Below are 16478 nucleotides of genomic sequence, written 5' to 3' on the forward strand. Positions count from 1 at the left end.
ATGAACGCAGCAAAGCCGGCCCCGGCCGAGGACCGGGCTGCCGCACCCGGCAGCGAAGAGAAGCCGATCCACATCCTCTGGATCAACGCGGGTCTGAGCTGCGACGGCGACTCGGTGGCCCTGACCGCCGCCATGCAGCCCAGCATCGAGGAGATCGCCCTCGCGGGGCTGCCGGGGCTGCCCAGGATCGCGGTCCACTGGCCACTGATCGACTTCGAGTGCGGCCCGGTGGGCGGAGCCGACACGTTCATCGAGTGGTTCTTCAAGGGCGAGCGGGGGGAGATCGACCCGTTCGTACTGGTCGTGGAGGGGTCGATCCCCAACGAGGCCATCAAGCAGGAGGGCTACTGGAGCGGCTTCGGCGACGACCCGGAGACCGGCCAGCCCATCACCACGAGCGAATGGATCGACCGGTTGGCGCCCAAGGCGCTCGCGGTGGTCGCGATCGGCACCTGCGCCACGTACGGCGGCATCCACGCCATGGCGGGCAACCCGACCGGTGCGATGGGGCTTCCCGACTACCTGGGCTGGGACTGGAAGTCGCACGCAGGCATCCCCATCGTGTGCGTGCCCGGCTGCCCGATCCAGCCGGACAACTTCGCGGAGACGCTGACCTACCTGCTCTACCAGGCGGCCGGCTCCGCCCCCATGATTCCACTGGACGACAAGCTCCGTCCGACCTGGCTGTTCGGGGCGACGGTGCACGAGGGCTGCGACCGGGCCGGTTACTACGAGCAGGGCCAGTTCGCCTCGACGTACGACTCGCCCACGTGCCTGGTCAAGCTGGGGTGCTGGGGACCGGTCGTCAAGTGCAACGTTCCCAAGCGCGGCTGGATCAACGGCGTCGGCGGCTGTCCGAACGTCGGCGGCATCTGCATCGCGTGCACCATGCCCGGATTCCCGGACAAGTTCATGCCGTTCATGGACGAACCCCCCGGCGGCAAGGTCTCCAGCACCGCCAGCGGCGTGTACGGCTCCGTCATCCGCCGCCTGCGGACCATCACGGCCAAGACCGTGGACAAGGAGCCGAAGTGGCGGCACACCGGCGAGCGCATCACCACCGGCTACCGGCCGCCCTGGTGACGGTGACGCCATCGCACCCCCCCGCACCACCCCCCGCACCACCCTCCCATCCACTCCACTGTTCGCGAAGTCGAAGAGCTGACGAAGGGCACTGCAACGACCATGGCATCTCCGGCGAAGACGACGGGTGACGGCTCCGGACTGGTGGAGATGGCCTGGGACCCCATCACCCGGATCGTGGGCAGCCTCGGCATCCACACGAAGATCGACTTCAAGCAGAAGCGCGTCGCGGAGTGCTACAGCACGTCCTCCGTCTTCCGCGGCTACAGCGTCTTCATGCGGGGCAAGGACCCCCGCGACGCGCACTTCATCACCAGCCGCATCTGCGGCATCTGCGGTGACAACCACGCCACCTGCTCCGTGTACGCGCAGAACATGGCGTACGGCGTGAAGCCCCCGCACCTCGGCGAATGGGTCATCAACCTCGGCGAGTCAGCGGAGTACATGTTCGACCACAACATCTTCCAGGAGAACCTGGTCGGGGTCGACTACTGCGAGAAGATGGTCCGCGAGACCAACCCCGGGGTCCTGGAGCTGGCCGAACGCACCGAGGCGCCGCACGCCGCTGAGCACGGATACCGCACGATCGCCGACATCATGCGCTCCCTCAACCCCCTCGAGGGCGAGTTCTACCGCGAGGCGCTCCAGGTCAGCCGCTACACCCGGGAGATGTTCTGCCTGATGGAGGGACGACACGTCCACCCCTCCACGCTCTACCCCGGTGGTGTCGGCACGGTCGCGTCCGTGCAGCTGTTCACCGACTACATGAGCCGCCTCATGCGCTACGTGGAGTTCATGAAGCGGGTCGTCCCGCTCCACGACGACCTCTTCGACTTCTTCTACGAAGCCCTGCCCGGCTACGAGGAGGTCGGCCGCCGCCGCGTCCTGCTCGGCTGCTGGGGCGCGCTCAACGACCCCGAACACTGCGACTTCACCTACGCCAACATGACCGACTGGGGTCGGCGGATGTTCGTCACCCCCGGCGTGGTCGTCGACGGCAAACTGGTCACCAATGACCTCACCGAGATCAACCTCGGCATCCGCATCCTGCTCGGCAGCTCGTACTACGAGGACTGGCAGGGGCAGGAGCAGTTCGTCACCCACGATCCGCTCGGCAACCCGGTCGACCCGCGCCACCCCTGGAACCAGCACACCATTCCGTCCCCGCAGAAGCGGAACTTCGACGACAAGTACAGCTGGGTCATGTCCCCGCGCTGGTTCGACGGCAAGGACCACCTGGCACTCGACACCGGCGGCGGCCCCCTCGCACGCCTGTGGTCCACCGCACTCTCCGGCCTCGTCGACATCGGCTACATCAAGGCCACCGGACACAGCGTCGTCATCAACCTCCCCCGCACGATGACCAAACCGGAGACCACCTTCGAGTGGAAGATCCCGCAGTGGAGCAACGCCCTGGAGCGCAACCGCGCCCGCACCTACTTCCAGGCGTACGCCGCCGCCGTGGCCCTGCACTGCGCCGAGAAGGGACTGGAGGAGGTGCGCGCCGGACGCACGCAGACCTGGGAGAAGTTCGACGTGCCGGACGAGTCCATCGGGGTCGGGTTCACCGAGGCCGTACGGGGCGTCCTCTCGCACCACATGGTGATCAGGGACGGCAAGATCGCCAACTACCACCCCTACCCGCCGACGCCGTGGAACGCCTCCACGCGGGACACGTTCGGGACCCCCGGCCCGTACGAGGACGCCGTGCAGAACACCCCGATCTTCGAGGAGAACCCGCCCGAGAACTTCAAGGGCATCGACATCATGCGCGCCGTGCGCAGCTTCGACCCCTGCCTGCCGTGCGGCGTCCACATGTACACGGGCAACGGCAAGACCGTGAAGCAGATGCACGTGCCCACCGGCCTGAGCGGCCTGGCCGGGTGAGCGCGACCACCGCCGAGCAGGCGGGCCGGCGCGTCGAAGAGGTCCTGGACCGGCTGGCGGAGAACGGCGACGCCCAAGCCTGTGCTGCGGCGGAGGAAGTGGTGCGCGTCCTCATGGAGTTCTACGGCAGCGGCATCGCCCGGGTCCTCGACCTCCTCGGCCGTCCCGCCACCCGTCCGCCCGCCGATCCGCTCGGTCCGCTGCTCGCGGACGACCTCGTGGCGAGCCTCCTCAACCTGCACGGACTGCATCCGGAGGACGCGCCCACCCGCATCGACCGCGCCCTCTCCGCCCTGCCGCAGCCCGTGGAGAACGTCGGATTCGACCCGTCGACGGGCACGCTGCGGCTGCGCGTCACCGCCTCGACCGGCTGCGGCTGCTCCGGCACACGGGAGTCCCTCCGGCAGGCGGCCGTCGACGCCCTGGCCTGCTTCGCACCCGAGGTCACCGAGGTGGAGCTCGAAAGCGGGGCCCCGCGCGAACCGGTGCTGCTCCAGATCGGAACCCGTCCGTCGTCCGCGCCCACGGGCGGTCGCTCATCGGCCGCCCTGTGATCGGGCCGCCGAGCGGCACCGTGCGGCCCCCGGGACCCACCGGACTGCGCCGGTTCACCACCCCCCGCCCGCCCCGCGAGGAGCGCTGCGAACTCTGCGGCGCCGCGCTGGCGGCCGAGCAGCGCCATCCACACCTCGTCGACACGGACCGACGGGCCCTGGTCTGTGCCTGCGGCCCCTGCGCACAGCTCATGGACCGCTCCGCCGCCTCCCCCGGAAGATTCCGTGCGGTCCCCGGACGCTTCCTGAGCGACCCCGACCACCGGATCGACGACCGGGCGTGGGAGTCCCTGCGCATCCCGGTCTCGGTGGCGTTCTTCTTCCACAACTCGACCCTCGACCGACCGGTGGTGCTCTACCCGAGCCCCGCCGGAGCCACCGAGAGCGAACCGGACGAAGAGGCCTGGCGGTCCGTCCTCGACGCCACTCGGCTCGCCGCCCGCCTCGAACCCGACGTGGAAGCCCTGCTGTTGCGCCGTCACCAAGGCCGCACCGAGTGCTTCCTCGTCCCGATCGACCTCTGCTACGAACTCGTGGGCCGCATGCGACTGCACTGGCAGGGCTTCGACGGAGGGGCCGAGGCACGAGCCGACCTCGACGCCCTCTTCGCCCATGTCCGCGGCCTGGCCCGGGAGTCACAGGGGAGCAGACCGTGACCGAATTCTCCTTCCACTGCACCGAGGTCCGTGCCGACGCCCATGCGGCCGGGCCCACGCTGGTGTTCCGGCTCCGGATCACCGCCGGCGGCGGCACCCGGGTCCACGCCATGGCCCTGCGCTGCCAGATCCGCATCGAACCCGCCCGGCGCGGCTACGACGACCAGGAGGCCGAGGCCCTGGGCGACCTCTTCGGAGAACGCTCCCGGTGGGGCAGCAGCCTCAACCCGGTCCAATTCGCCCAGGCCTCCGTCATGGTGCCCGGCTTCACCGACGAGATCGAGACCGACCTCGTCGTGCCGTGCACCTATGACACCGACATCGCCGCCTCCCGCTACTTCCGGGCGCTCTCCGACGGGGACGTCCCGCTCCTGCTGCTGTTCTCCGGCACCGCCTTCACCGGCGCGGGCGGCTTCCATGTCGAGCCCGTTCCCTGGGACAAGGAGGTCTCCCACCGCATGCCCGTGAAGGTGTGGAGGGAGATGATCGACCAGCACTTCCCCGGCTGTGGATGGGTTCGGCTCTCCGGCAGTGCGTTGGACGCCCTGCTCGCCTACCGATCACGTCGGGCCCTCCCGTCCTGGGAGGCCACCGTCGAGTCCCTGCTCGAAGCGGCGGGGGAGGGGACACGATGACCACAGCCGCCTTCACCGCCGGCACCGAGGCCCGGTTCGCCGTCGCCCGGCACGTCGCCGACACCGTCCTCTTCGAGGGGTACGTCCTCTACCCGTACCGCGCGTCCGCCGCGAAGAACCGGCTCCGCTGGCAGTTCGGGGTCCTGGTGCCCCCGTCCTGGAGCGCCGCCACCGAAGAACACGACCTCCAGCTCACCGAGTGCCTGATGGAGCCGAGGACCGGCGCCGAACTCGCCGTGGAGCTCCGCTTCCTGCGCGCCCAGCGACGCACCGTCGAGGAACTCCGCCCGGACGGGACCTTCACGCCGACCGGCGAGCTCCACCTGGCCGACCGGCTCCTGGTGGACTGGGACGAGGGCGTCGAGGAACGCGTCACCCTCGTCGCCGCCGTCGGCGACCTACGGGGCGACGGCACCGTCCTGCCCTTCACCCGCCCCGCAGCCGAGGAGGTGGAGGAAGTCACCGACCCCGACGGACGCCTCCTCGGCCGACTCGTGCGCCGTCGCGAGGAGGTCAGCGGCACCCTACGGATCTCGGCAACCGAACTCGACGGACCGTACCGCGTCGAGCGCCTCTCGGTCACCGTGGAGAACACCAGCACCTGGACCGCGGGACAGGACGCGGACCGCCACGCGGTGCTCCCGCACTCCCTCGTCGCCACGCACGTCCTGCTCCGCCTCGACGAGGGGTCGTTCCTGTCGATGACCGACCCGCCGGAATGGGCCGGGGGCGCCGTCGCCGCCTGCCGCAACCTGCGCACCTGGCCGGTCCTGGCCGGCGAACCCGACCACGACGACCTGATGCTCTCCTCGCCGATCATCCTTGAAGACCACCCGGCCATCGCACCCGAGAGCCCCGGCGCCCTCTACGACGCGACCGAGATCGACGAGATCCTGGCCCTGCGCACGGCGGCCCTCACCGACGAGGAGAAGCGCGAGGCCAGGGGAACCGACGCCCGCGCAGCGGCGGTGATCGAGCTCGCGGACACCATGCCGCCCGAGGTCCTCGAACGCCTGCACGGCGCGGTGCGCAGCCTGCGGACCGTCACCGGGCCGCCGAAGCCGGCCGGCAACGTCCTCGAACCGGAGACGCCCTGGTGGGACCCGGGCGGCGACACCGGCGTCGATCCGGGCAGCGATCACGTCCTCGTCGACGGACGTGCGGTCCGTGCCGGCAGCAGGGTCGTCCTGCGCCCACGGCTGCGCCGCACCGACGCCCAGGACCTGTTCCTCGACGGGCGCGGCGCCTTGGTCGAGGCGGTGCTCCACGACGTCGACGGCGGGATCCACATCGCGGTGACCGTGGAGGACGATCCGGGTGCCGACGTCCGCCGGGAACAGGGCCGGTTCCTCTACTTCCAGCCCGACGAGGTCGAAGCCCGGGAGGAGGCATGAGCACCCCCGCGTCCGGCGCCCCGGCGCCCCGCACCCTCGTGGCCGGGGTGGGCAACGTCTTCCTCGGCGACGACGGCTTCGGCGTGGAGACCCTGCGAAGGCTCACCCGGGAGGAACTCCCCGCCTCCGTCGAACTGGCCGACGTCGGAGTCCGGGGCGTCCACCTCGCCTATGAACTCCTCGACGGCTGGGACACCCTCGTCCTCGTCGACGTCACCGCGCGCGGCGGGGAACCGGGCACGCTCTACCTGATCGACGCCTCGGCGCCCGGTGACCGCGGCACGGAGCCCGCACCGCTGGACGGTCACCGGATGACGCCCGACGCCGTCCTCGCCCTGCTCGACACCCTGTGCGCGGGAACCGGCGCAGCGCCCCCACGACGGATCCTCGTCGTCGGCTGCGAACCGGCCTGCCTCGACGAAGGCATCGGACTCAGCCCGCAGGTCGCCGCTGCCGTGCCCGAAGCCGTGCGCACGGTGACCGAACTGGTCCGCCAGGAAGCCGTCGCATGAACACCGAAACGGAGAGCACCATGTACAGGAACGTCGTCGGCGCCGCCATCGCCCTGGCCGTCGTGGCCGTCGTCGTGGGGGTCCTTCCCGATCTCCGGCGCTATCTGCGCATCAGCAGGATGTGACGTCCCCCGGCGCAGCGGCCCACGGGACGACGCTCCCCGGCCCGGCGCGCCAGCGGCTGCACCGAACGGACGACACCGCCGTGCGGCGCCGGCGCGCCGGGCGGGATCCCGCCACTGCCCGTCCTCTAATGGCGCCCGAGCCCCACTCCCGCGCCCAGGACGGAGACCGATGCACGAGATGTCCCTCGCGGTCGCCGTCGTCGACCAGGTCGAGACCGCGGCCAGGTCACGCGGGGCCGCGGGCGTCAGCAGCATCGAGCTCGACGTGGGCGAGCTGGCGGGCGTCGTCGCCGACGCCCTCTCCTTCTGCTTCGAACTCGCCTGCGCCGGAACCGTCGTCGAGGGCGCCGAGCTGATCACCCGTACCGTCCCGGGCATCGCGCGCTGCCAACCGTGCGCCGAGGTCTGGGCGGTCGGCATGCCGCCGCTGCTGCTCTGCCCCGGCTGCGGCGCCGCAGCCGACGAACTGGTCTCCGGCCGCGAACTCCAGATCCGGGAGGTCCGCTGGGCCTCCCCCGGGGCGGCGCGCGAAGAACGTCGCCGAGCCACCACCGAGGAGAGCTGAGCATGTGCCGAGCAGTCGATCTCCAACGTGCCGTCCTCGCCAAGAACGAGGCCGCGGCACAGATCCTGCGCACCGAACTCACCGCCCGCGGCACCACCGTGGTCAACCTGCTCTCCAGCCCCGGAAGCGGCAAGACCGCCCTGCTGGAGCGGGAACTGCGGCTCGCCGGAGACCGGGGCGTCAGCGCCGCCGCGCTCACCGCCGACCTGGCCACCGAGAACGACGCCCGCCGCCTGGCCCGCTCGGGCGCCCCCGTCAAGCAGGTGCTCACCGACGGCCTCTGCCACCTGGAAGCCGACATGGTCGCCCGGCACCTGCACGACTGGTTGCCCGAGTCCACCCGCCTGCTGTTCGTCGAGAACGTCGGCAACCTCGTCTGCCCCGCCGGCTACGACCTGGGCGAATCGCTCCGCGTGGTGCTCGCCTCGGTCACCGAGGGGGAGGACAAGCCGCTCAAGTACCCCACCGCATTCGGCCTCGCCCAGCTGGTGATCGTCACCAAGACCGACATGGCCGAAGCGGCGGAGTTCGACGAAACGGCCTTCCGCGGCCACGTGGAACAGGTCAACCCCGGCGTCGAAGTCGTCCTCAGCTCGGTCCGCGACGGCCAGGGGGCCGGAGCGCTCCTCGACCGGGCCCTCGCGGCGGCCGGGGGGAACCGCGTCCACACCCCGGTCATGGCCCGGGCCGGCGCGTGACCACGGCGCGCCCCGGAACCGCACCCGCCACGACCCCGCGGCGCAGCCGCGTGGTCGTCCGCGGCGTCGTCCAGGGCGTGGGCTTCCGTCCCTTCGTCCACGCCCTCGCCACCGGGCTGCACCTGTCCGGCCACGTCACCAACACGGCGGACGGCGTCGTCGCGGAGGTCGAGGGCGCCCCCGAGGACGTCGCCGCCTTCTGCGCCCGCCTCGCCCCCGATGCCCCGCCCCTGGCCCGCGTGGAGTCCGTCGAGACGGCCGAGGTGACGGCCAGCGGCGGCAGCGGATTCACGATCGTGCCCTCCCACCGGGGCGGCGCCGTCCGCACCCTCGTCCCGCCGGACACCGCCACCTGCGACGACTGCCTCGCAGAGCTCGCGGACCCGTTCGACCGGCGGCACCTGCACCCCTTCATCACCTGCACCCACTGCGGCCCGCGGTTCACGATCGTCACGAGCCTCCCGTACGACCGGATCCACACCACCATGGCCGGCTTCCCGATGTGTCCGGACTGCGCACGCGAGTACGCGGACCCCACCGACCGGCGCTTCCACGCACAGCCCGTCGCCTGCTCCCGGTGCGGCCCCCGGCTGCGCCTGGTCACCGCACCGGAGGGCCCGGCCCCTGCCGGTGGTGCCCCGAAGGCCGACCGCCGCCCCGACGGCGATCCGATCGCCGTCGCACGCCGGATGCTCACGGCCGGCGCGATCCTCGCGGTCAAGGGCCTGGGGGGCTACCACCTCGCCTGCGACGCGACCAACCCCGATGCGGTGGCCGAACTGCGCCGCCGCAAAGCACGCGGTGACAAGCCGTTCGCGATGATGGCCGCGGACCCCGCGGACATCGAACCCCTCGTGCACCTCGGCACGCTCGAACGCGAACTCCTCACCGGCGGCGTCCGGCCCGTCGTCCTGCTGCGCCGCCGCGAGAACGCCCGGCCGCGCCAGGGGGCCGCCCCGGCGCGGGAGGTCGCCCCCGGCAGCCCCGACCTGGGTTTCATGCTCCCCTACACCCCCGTGCACCACCTCCTCCTCGGCCTCGGCGCAACGGACCGGGAAGGGCCCCGACTGTTGGTGATGACCAGCGGCAACCTCTCCGGCCAACCCATCGTCACGGACGACGCGGAGGCACTGACCCGGCTCGGCGAGCTGGCGGACGCCTGGCTCCTGCACGACCGGCCGATCCACGTGCCCTGTGACGACTCCGTCGTCCGCGTCTGCGACGGGGAGCAGCTGACGCTGCGCCGCTCCCGGGGCTATGCGCCGCTGCCGGTGGCGCTGCCCGTCGAGGTCGTTCCGGCGCTGGCCGTCGGAGGGGACCAGAAGAACGCCTTCTGCCTCGGTGCGGGACGCCAGGCATGGCTCTCCGCCCACATCGGCGACATGGACGACCTCGCCACCCAGCTCGCCCTCGGTTCCGCCGTGCAGCAGCTCGAGTCCGTCACGGGCGTACGGCCCGGTCTGCTCGCCGCGGACCGCCACCCCGCCTACCGGTCCGCCCGCTGGGCCAGGGACCGTTCCGCCGGTCGGCCCGTCGTTCCCGTGCAGCACCATCACGCGCACGTCGCGGCGGCGATGGCCGAGAACGGCCTCGACGGCACGGGGCCGGTGATCGGCGTTGCCTTCGACGGCACCGGCTACGGTCCCGACGGCGCGGTGTGGGGCGGCGAGGTCCTGATCGCGGACTACGCGGGATTCCGGCGGTTCGCGCACCTCGCCTATGTGCCCCTGCCGGGCGGCGACGCGGCCGTCCGGCGGCCCTACCGCATGGCCCTGGCCCATCTGTGGGCCGCGGGCCTCGACGCCGACCCCGCACTGCCGTGTGTGACGGCTTGTGGCTCAGAAGAACTTTCGGTATTGAAAAGGCAGTTGGCGCGCGGGTTGAACTGCGTGCCCACGTCCAGCACGGGGCGCCTCTTCGACGCCGTCTCTTCCCTCGCCGGGGTCTGCCACCGCGCGGGATACGAGGCGCAGGCCGCGATCGAGCTGGAAGCCGAGGCCCTGCGCGCCCCCGCCGTTGCCGAGGACGGACGCTATGCCTTCCGGTTCGGCCCGCGACGGGCCGGTCTCCCGCTCACCGCGGACCCCGCGCCCCTGCTGGCGGCGGTCACCGCCGACGTGCTCGACGGGACCCCGGCGGCCGTCGTCGCGGCACGGTTCCACCACGCCGTGGCCCGACTGGTCCGCGCGCTCTGTGCCGCCGCCCGGGAGGAGACCGGTGTGGAGACCGTCGCGCTGACCGGGGGAGTGTTCGTCAATGCGGTGCTCTCCACGGCCTGTGCCGAAGGGTTGCGGAAGGACGGATTCGCCGTGCTGCGCCATCGCCTGGTCCCGCCGAACGACGGAGGCCTGGCGCTCGGCCAGCTCGTCGTGGCCGCCCGGGTCACCGACGGCGCGGCCCCCGGCTCGCCATGACGAGAGCGACAGTGAGGAGACACCCATGTGCCTGGCGGTACCCGGAAGAGTGCTGGACGTCGAGGACCGGGACGGCACCCGGATGGCCACGGTCGACTTCGGCGGGGTGGTCAAGGAGGTGTGCCTGGAGTACCTGCCGGACCTGAAACCCGGCGAGTACGCCATCGTCCACGTGGGGTTCGCCCTGCAGCGCCTGGACGAGGAGTCGGCCAGGAAGACGCTGGAGTTGTTCGAGACCCTCGGCATGATCCAGGAGGAGTTCGGCGATCCGTGGGAAGCGGCAGCCGAAGCGACGGGAAACGAGCGGCCGGCGCACGAGGGCGTGGCCGGAGAGGTGCGGCCGTGAAGTACATCGACGAGTTCCAGGACCCCGAGCTGGCCCGGCGGCTGCTCGACGAGATCCGGGCGACGGTGACCCGCCCCTGGGCGCTGATGGAGGTCTGCGGAGGCCAGACCCACACCATCATCCGACACGGCATCGACCAACTGCTGCCACCCGAGGTCGAGTTGATTCACGGACCGGGCTGTCCCGTGTGCGTGACGCCGCTCGAGGTGATCGACAAGGCACTGGAGATCGCCTCCCGTCCCGGCGTGATCTTCTGTTCGTTCGGAGACATGCTCAGGGTTCCCGGGACGGGCCGTGACCTGTTCCAGGTCCGCGGGCAGGGCGGTGACGTCAGGGTCGTCTACTCGCCGCTCGACGCGCTGCGGATCGCCGAGCAGAACCCGGACCGCCAAGTGGTCTTCTTCGGCATCGGTTTCGAGACCACTGCGCCGCCCAACGCGATGACGGTCCACCAAGCGCGCAGGCTCGGCATCCGCAACTTCAGCCTGCTGGTCTCCCACGTCCGGGTCCCCCCGGCGATCGAGGCGATCATGCGTTCCCCCGACTGCCGCGTCCAGGGCTTCCTGGCCGCGGGGCACGTGTGCAGCGTGATGGGGACGGCGGAGTACCCCGAACTGGCCGCACGGCACCGGGTTCCGATCGTCGTCACCGGGTTCGAGCCCCTGGACATCCTCGAAGGCGTACGCCGGACCGTGCTCCAACTGGAACGCGGGGAGCACACCGTCGACAACGCCTATCCGCGTGCGGTCCTGCCCGAGGGCAATCCCGCAGCCCTGGCGATGCTGGACGACGTCTTCGAGGTCACCGACCGTGCATGGCGCGGGATCGGCGTCATCCCGGACAGCGGTTGGCGGCTCTCGGAGCGGTACCGCGACTACGATGCCGAGCGCCGGTTCCGCGTCGAGGGCATCGACACCCGCGAACCGTCGGAGTGCCGCAGCGGCGAGGTCCTCCAAGGGCTGCTGAAGCCGCACGAGTGCGAGGCCTTCGGCACGACGTGCACGCCCCGCTCCCCCCTGGGCGCCACGATGGTCTCCAGCGAGGGTGCGTGCGCCGCGTACTACCTCTACCGACGGCTCGACCTCGGCACCCGGCCGTCGCAGTCCCCGACGACCAACTCCCCGGCTCTGGAGGACGGTTCCCTTGTCTGAACTCATGCGTGACACCCCCGGGGCACCGGCGCCCGACATGCTCGCCTGGACCTGCCCCGCCCCGCTGCGCGACCAGCCGCGCGTGGTGATGGGGCACGGCGGGGGCGGCGCCCTCTCCGCCGAACTGGTCGAGCACGTCTTCGCGCCGGCCTTCGGCGGTCCTGCGCTCTCGACCACCACCGACGCCGCGACCGTCGAACTCGGCGGCGCCCGAGTGGCCTTCTCCACCGACTCCTTCGTCGTGCGCCCCCTGTTCTTCCCCGGAGGCAGCATCGGCGACCTGGCCGTCAACGGCACGGTGAACGACCTGGCCATGAGCGGAGCCCGCGCCGCCTACCTCTCCTGCGGCTTCATCCTGGAGGAGGGAGTGGAGACCGATGTGGTGACCCGCGTGGCCCGTGCGCTCGGCGAGGCGGCCCGTGCGGCGGGAGTCCAGGTGGTCACAGGCGACACCAAGGTGGTGGAGGCCGGCCACGGCGACGGCGTGTACATCAACACCTCCGGCATCGGTCTGATCCCGCCCGGCGTCGACCTGCGGCCCCAGCGCGTCGTACCGGGAGACGTCGTGATCGTCAGTGGTTCCGTCGGGGTCCACGGCGTGGCGATCATGAGCGTGCGCGAGGGCCTGGAGTTCGGGGTCGAGATCGAGAGCGACTGCGCCCCGCTCGGCGGCCTGGTCGAGGCGATGCTCGCGGTCACCCCCGACCTGCACGTGCTGCGCGACCCCACACGCGGGGGGCTCGCGGCCTCGCTCAACGAGATCGCGGCGGCATCGGGCACCGGCATCGTCGTCCAGGAGCGTGCGGTGCCCGTGCCCGCCCCCGTGGCCAATGCCTGCGCGATCCTCGGCCTCGACCCGATGTACGTGGCGAACGAGGGGAAGCTGGTGGCCTTCGTCCCGCGTCCACGGGCCGACGCCGTGCTCGCCGCGATGCGTGCGCACCCGCTGGGCGCGGGGGCGACCGTGATCGGCGAGGTCGTCGAGGAGCATCCCGGCATGGTGGTCGCGCGCACCGGCCTGGGAGGCACGCGCGTGGTGGACATGCCGCTCGGGGAGCAGCTGCCGCGCATCTGCTGAGTCTCAGCCACGCGGGCCGCGACGGCGGTCACGGGCGGTGTCGAGGGTCCATGTGTGGGTGCAGTTCGGGCACTGCAGGTGGACCTTGGGCCCCTTGTTGGCTATCAGGTAGCGCCAGTGCTCCGGACAGTTGCGGCGCTCCGTGCAGGGCTCACAGCCGCGTGCGTCGTCGCAGCCCGGGCAGGCGACCCAGGCGCGGCGGGCCCGGTCGGCGTGGGGGTCAACGGGAAGCCGCACGGCCCGGCTCCCGTCCCGGCAGCACGCCCGCCGCCACCAGTGCGGAATGGATCCGCAGTTGTTCCTCGTCCAGGCCCGAGTAGAGCAGGTCGTGTGCGGCCTGCTCCTCCCGCAGGACGGCCACCGGGTCCCAGTCGGGCCCCAGTGCCGCCACGACCTCGGCCCGTCGGCGGACCTCTTCCCGGGTGAGGTCGATGGCGAAGGGGACGAGGTCGTGATCGGTGTCCTGGTTCATGGGAGCGCTTTCGACGTAAAACGGTGGGGATCGGTCACGTGTACCAGAGCGCGCACCGCGGATGAAAGGGCGGAATTCACTTTCCGGCACGTGGACGGGGACGCCCGCGCGGGGACGGGAGCGGGCCGACACCTCCGTGACGCGGGGCCGGAAAAGGGAACGGGCCGCGGAGGACGGCTCGTGACGGGTCGCCGGGCTCCGCGCTGCTGTGGTGCATCTCACCGTTCGGAAGTCCGGCGCCGAACCGGTCGACGGGGGAGCCCCGACCCCGAAGCCCCGCCGGGGTCGGGGCCGGCAGGACCGCCCGTTCTGCCGTATCCGCTTCCTCTAGATGAGTGAGTCCGATGTTCGTGCTGGTCGCGACCATGGCGAAGGGCGCCCGTTGGTCAGTGTGTGAAGACAAACCTGGACGCCCTTCTGGCGGCACTGTACGTGTTCATCGACGACCATGTGGCCCCTCGTCGCCGGATCGGGCGACCCCCGAAACTGACGGACGCCGAACTGCTGTGTCTGGCCGTCGCCCAGGTCCTGCTCGGCTTCCCCTCGGCCCGGCACTGGATCCGCTTCGCCCACGCCCGGCTGGGACACCTCTTCCGCTACCTGCCCCAGCAGTCCGCCTACAACAAGCGCCTCAACGCCGCCGGTCCGCTGATCAGCCACGTGATCGAGGCACTGGCCCGGCAGGTCCCGACCTGGCACGACGACCTGCGGCTGATCGACTCCACCCCCCTGCCCTGCGCGGCCTCCCGCGAGACCGTCAAACGCTCCGACCTCGCCGGGCACTGCGGCTACGGCTACTGCCGCTCCCACTCCCGCTTCTTCTGGGGCTTCCGCCTCTACCTGGTCACCACCGCCGAGGGCATGCCCGTCACCTGGTGCCTGGCCAACCCCAAGATCGGCGAACGCGAGGTGATGGCCGCGCTACTGGAACGCGACCACCACCTCGTCCGCCAGGGCCAGGTGATCCTCGCCGACAAGGGCTTTGCCGGGAAGGAGTTCGAGACCTTCGTCAACGAGCGGCTCGGAGCCCATCTCGTGCGGCCGGACCGCAAGGACGAACCGGTCCGGCACGGCAAGGTCGCCCAGGTCCGGCAATGGATCGAGGCCGTCATCGACACCCTCAAAGGCCAGCTCAGCCTGGAACAGCACGGCGGCAGAACCCCGGCCGGAGTCTTCGCCCGCACCGGCCAACGACTCCTCGCCCTCGCCGCCGGCATCTGGCACAACTGGACCATCGGCGCCCCAATCAAACGCTCACTGATCGCCTACGACCACTGAAGACATCGGACTCACTCATCTAGCTAACGGGCCGTGTGGAAAGCGGCCTTACGGGGTGATCCGGCCGGTGACCTCGCCGAAGCCCACGGTGGTGCCGTCCGGGCCGGGAGCGGTGGCGGTGATGGTGACCTCGTCGCCGTCCTCCAAGAAGGTGCGGATGCTGCCGTCGGGGAGCTTGAGGGGCTCCTCGCCGTTCCAGGTGAGTTCGATGAGCGCGCCGCGGGTGTCCGGCTCGGGGCCGCTGACGGTGCCGGAGGCGAAGAAGTCGCCGGTGCGCAGGGAGGCGCCGTTGACGGTCATGTGGGCGAGCTGCTGGGCGGCGGTCCAGTACATGGCACCGAACGGCGGTCGAGAGATCACGTGGCCGTTGAGCCGGACCTCCATGGCGAGGTCGAGGCCCCAGGGCTCGCGCCGGCGGTCGTCGAGGTACGGGAGGGGGGCGACGTCACGGGCCGGCGGGGTGATGCGTGCGCCTTCCAGGGCCTCCAGCGGAACGATCCACGGGGAGAGCGAAGTGGTGAAGGACTTGCTGAGGAACGGCCCGAGGGGGATGTACTCCCAGGGCTGGATGTCCCGGGCGGACCAGTCGTTGACCAGGCAGACGCCGAAGACGTGCTCGTGGAAGCGGTCCTGGGGGACGGGGGTGCCGAGCCGGGACGGGGTGCCGACGACGAAACCGACCTCGGCCTCGATGTCCAGGCGGCGGGTGGGGCCGAAGGAGGGGGAGGCGTCGGCAGGGGTCTTGCGCTGGCCGTGCGGGCGCACGACGGGGGTGCCGGAGACGACGATGGTGCCGGAGCGGCCGTGGTAGCCGATCGGCACGTGCTTCCAGTTGGGGGTGAGGGGTTCGCTGCCGGGGCGCAGGATCCGTCCGAGGTTCGCGGCGTGGTGTTCGGAGGCGTAGAAGTCGACGTAGTCGGCGACCTCGAACGGCAGGTGCAGTTCGACGTCGGCGAGCGGGAGCAGCAGCGGTGTGAGCGCGTCCCGGTGGGTCTCCTCGGTGAGCCAGCGGGTGAGCGCTGCCCGTACCCCGGTCCATATCGGACGGCCTGCGCCCATCAAGGGGTTGAGGGTTTCGGCGTCGAGCAGGGCGGAGGTTTCCCCGACGGCGCGAGCGGCGGCCCCGGCGTCGAGGACGAAGTCGCCGATCCGTACGCCGATCCGGCGACGGCCGGGCCGGTCGGCTGCGGTGAAGACGCCGTAGGGCAGGTTGTGCACACCGAACGGTGAGCCATGGGCGCTGGTGAGCCAGCTGCGGGGGGTGGGCAACGGTCCTCCTGTGCGGACGGGTCGGACGACGGCAGCGGGCCGGGGTGGGCAGGTCCTCCAGTGGCTCGGCGGTGCTGCAGATGCCGAAGGTGGTGAACGAGTTGCGGATCACCCTAACGCGGGACTCCGGAGGCTCCGGCCGCAGGCCACCGGCAGGGGATCCGTGCCCTTCGATGCCGTTCGTCTCGCCCTCCGTGCCGCAGCGATCGTGACTGCCAGGGGAGTTGGGGGCCGCGGTGGGAGAGGGACGGGAACCCTACGGGCGGGGGCCGCTGCGGGGGCGAGTGGCGGTACGGACCCCGCGGCGGTCCGTACCGCTGGACGGGATGCACTCGGGGAATCCCCGTCCTCGGTAGCGTGT

Annotated in this window: 18 protein-coding genes; 15 read left to right on the forward strand and 3 right to left on the reverse strand. The window is 71.4% G+C overall.

Annotated elements, in window-relative coordinates; genetic code table 11:
* The 14 genes from ACFW22_RS13645 (at position 1) to hypE (ending at position 13098) form a co-directional block, all read left to right on the forward strand.
* Positions 1-1083: a hydrogenase expression protein HypE gene (locus tag ACFW22_RS13645; protein WP_386402682.1), complete on the forward strand. Its 1083-nt coding sequence runs from the start codon at positions 1-3 to the stop codon at positions 1081-1083.
* A 102-nt stretch (positions 1084-1185) separates the two neighbouring features.
* Entirely contained in the window at positions 1186-2970 is a 1785-nt protein-coding gene (locus tag ACFW22_RS13650) for a nickel-dependent hydrogenase large subunit (RefSeq protein ID WP_386402684.1), read from the forward strand.
* On the forward strand, positions 2967-3524 hold the full coding sequence (locus ACFW22_RS13655) for a hypothetical protein (protein ID WP_386402687.1): 558 nt from the start codon (positions 2967-2969) through the stop codon (positions 3522-3524). Before ACFW22_RS13650 ends, ACFW22_RS13655 begins: the two co-directional genes overlap by 4 nt.
* Positions 3521-4180, forward strand: a complete 660-nt coding sequence (locus tag ACFW22_RS13660) for a DUF5947 family protein (protein WP_386402689.1) — start codon at positions 3521-3523, stop codon at positions 4178-4180. Before ACFW22_RS13655 ends, ACFW22_RS13660 begins: the two co-directional genes overlap by 4 nt.
* Complete coding sequence (locus ACFW22_RS13665) at positions 4177-4815, forward strand: DUF6084 family protein (RefSeq protein WP_386402692.1); 639 nt, start codon at positions 4177-4179, stop codon at positions 4813-4815. Before ACFW22_RS13660 ends, ACFW22_RS13665 begins: the two co-directional genes overlap by 4 nt.
* Positions 4812-6209, forward strand: coding sequence for a hypothetical protein (locus ACFW22_RS13670; RefSeq protein ID WP_386402695.1), 1398 nt, complete (start codon positions 4812-4814; stop codon positions 6207-6209). The genes ACFW22_RS13665 and ACFW22_RS13670 overlap by 4 nt, the downstream gene beginning before the upstream one ends.
* Positions 6206-6721 carry a hydrogenase maturation protease gene (locus tag ACFW22_RS13675; RefSeq protein ID WP_386402698.1) on the forward strand — a complete coding sequence of 172 codons (516 nt, stop codon included), beginning with the start codon at positions 6206-6208 and terminating at the stop codon, positions 6719-6721. The genes ACFW22_RS13670 and ACFW22_RS13675 overlap by 4 nt, the downstream gene beginning before the upstream one ends.
* Positions 6718-6846 carry a DUF6893 family small protein gene (locus ACFW22_RS13680; protein ID WP_386402701.1) on the forward strand — a complete coding sequence of 43 codons (129 nt, stop codon included), beginning with the start codon at positions 6718-6720 and terminating at the stop codon, positions 6844-6846. The genes ACFW22_RS13675 and ACFW22_RS13680 overlap by 4 nt, the downstream gene beginning before the upstream one ends.
* 169 nt (positions 6847-7015) lie before the next feature.
* A complete protein-coding gene (locus tag ACFW22_RS13685; protein ID WP_386402704.1) occupies positions 7016-7411 on the forward strand; it encodes a hydrogenase maturation nickel metallochaperone HypA in 396 nt (131 codons plus the stop codon).
* 2 nt (positions 7412-7413) lie between these two features.
* On the forward strand, positions 7414-8109 hold the full coding sequence (hypB, locus tag ACFW22_RS13690) for a hydrogenase nickel incorporation protein HypB (protein WP_386402707.1): 696 nt from the start codon (positions 7414-7416) through the stop codon (positions 8107-8109).
* A complete protein-coding gene (gene hypF / locus ACFW22_RS13695; RefSeq protein WP_386402710.1) occupies positions 8106-10523 on the forward strand; it encodes a carbamoyltransferase HypF in 2418 nt (805 codons plus the stop codon). The genes hypB and hypF overlap by 4 nt, the downstream gene beginning before the upstream one ends.
* A gap of 25 nt (positions 10524-10548) precedes the next feature.
* A complete protein-coding gene (locus ACFW22_RS13700) occupies positions 10549-10869 on the forward strand; it encodes a HypC/HybG/HupF family hydrogenase formation chaperone (protein ID WP_386402713.1) in 321 nt (106 codons plus the stop codon).
* On the forward strand, positions 10866-12020 hold the full coding sequence (gene hypD / locus ACFW22_RS13705; protein WP_386402716.1) for a hydrogenase formation protein HypD: 1155 nt from the start codon (positions 10866-10868) through the stop codon (positions 12018-12020). The genes ACFW22_RS13700 and hypD overlap by 4 nt, the downstream gene beginning before the upstream one ends.
* A 4-nt stretch (positions 12021-12024) precedes the next feature.
* A complete protein-coding gene (gene hypE, locus ACFW22_RS13710) occupies positions 12025-13098 on the forward strand; it encodes a hydrogenase expression/formation protein HypE (RefSeq protein WP_386402831.1) in 1074 nt (357 codons plus the stop codon).
* Between the two features lie 3 nt (positions 13099-13101).
* On the opposite strand, the gene ACFW22_RS13715 is transcribed toward hypE, so the two are convergent.
* A complete protein-coding gene (locus ACFW22_RS13715; protein ID WP_386402719.1) occupies positions 13102-13335 on the reverse strand; it encodes a hypothetical protein in 234 nt (77 codons plus the stop codon).
* Positions 13319-13570, reverse strand: a complete 252-nt coding sequence (locus ACFW22_RS13720) for a DUF6400 family protein (protein ID WP_386402722.1) — start codon at positions 13568-13570, stop codon at positions 13319-13321. The genes ACFW22_RS13715 and ACFW22_RS13720 overlap by 17 nt, the downstream gene beginning before the upstream one ends.
* Before the next feature lie 393 nt (positions 13571-13963).
* On the opposite strand from ACFW22_RS13720, the gene ACFW22_RS13725 reads away from it, so the two are divergent.
* Positions 13964-14848 (forward strand): IS982 family transposase, encoded by an 885-nt coding sequence (locus tag ACFW22_RS13725; RefSeq protein WP_386402725.1) that lies wholly within the window; start codon positions 13964-13966, stop codon positions 14846-14848.
* A gap of 48 nt (positions 14849-14896) precedes the next feature.
* Here the strand turns inward: ACFW22_RS13725 and fahA are convergent, their stop codons facing one another.
* Complete coding sequence (gene fahA / locus ACFW22_RS13730; protein WP_386402728.1) at positions 14897-16117, reverse strand: fumarylacetoacetase; 1221 nt, start codon at positions 16115-16117, stop codon at positions 14897-14899.
* Positions 16118-16478: the final 361 nt, after the last annotated feature.

The sequence above is a fragment of the Streptomyces sp. NPDC058872 genome (genome assembly GCF_042743065.1).
In the GTDB taxonomy this organism is placed as follows: domain Bacteria; phylum Actinomycetota; class Actinomycetes; order Streptomycetales; family Streptomycetaceae; genus Streptomyces.

Coding starts and splice junctions, on each gene's coding strand:
- ACFW22_RS13670 (WP_386402695.1), top strand. CDS start 4,812: ATGACCACAGCCGCCTTCACCGCCGGCACCGAGGCCCGGTTCGCCGTC.
- hypE (WP_386402831.1), top strand. CDS start 12,025: ATGCGTGACACCCCCGGGGCACCGGCGCCCGACATGCTCGCCTGGACC.
- hypB (WP_386402707.1), top strand. CDS start 7,414: ATGTGCCGAGCAGTCGATCTCCAACGTGCCGTCCTCGCCAAGAACGAG.
- ACFW22_RS13685 (WP_386402704.1), top strand. CDS start 7,016: ATGCACGAGATGTCCCTCGCGGTCGCCGTCGTCGACCAGGTCGAGACC.
- ACFW22_RS13680 (WP_386402701.1), top strand. CDS start 6,718: ATGAACACCGAAACGGAGAGCACCATGTACAGGAACGTCGTCGGCGCC.
- ACFW22_RS13675 (WP_386402698.1), top strand. CDS start 6,206: ATGAGCACCCCCGCGTCCGGCGCCCCGGCGCCCCGCACCCTCGTGGCC.
- ACFW22_RS13720 (WP_386402722.1), bottom strand. CDS start 13,570: ATGAACCAGGACACCGATCACGACCTCGTCCCCTTCGCCATCGACCTC.
- ACFW22_RS13645 (WP_386402682.1), top strand. CDS start 1: ATGAACGCAGCAAAGCCGGCCCCGGCCGAGGACCGGGCTGCCGCACCC.
- ACFW22_RS13700 (WP_386402713.1), top strand. CDS start 10,549: ATGTGCCTGGCGGTACCCGGAAGAGTGCTGGACGTCGAGGACCGGGAC.
- ACFW22_RS13650 (WP_386402684.1), top strand. CDS start 1,186: ATGGCATCTCCGGCGAAGACGACGGGTGACGGCTCCGGACTGGTGGAG.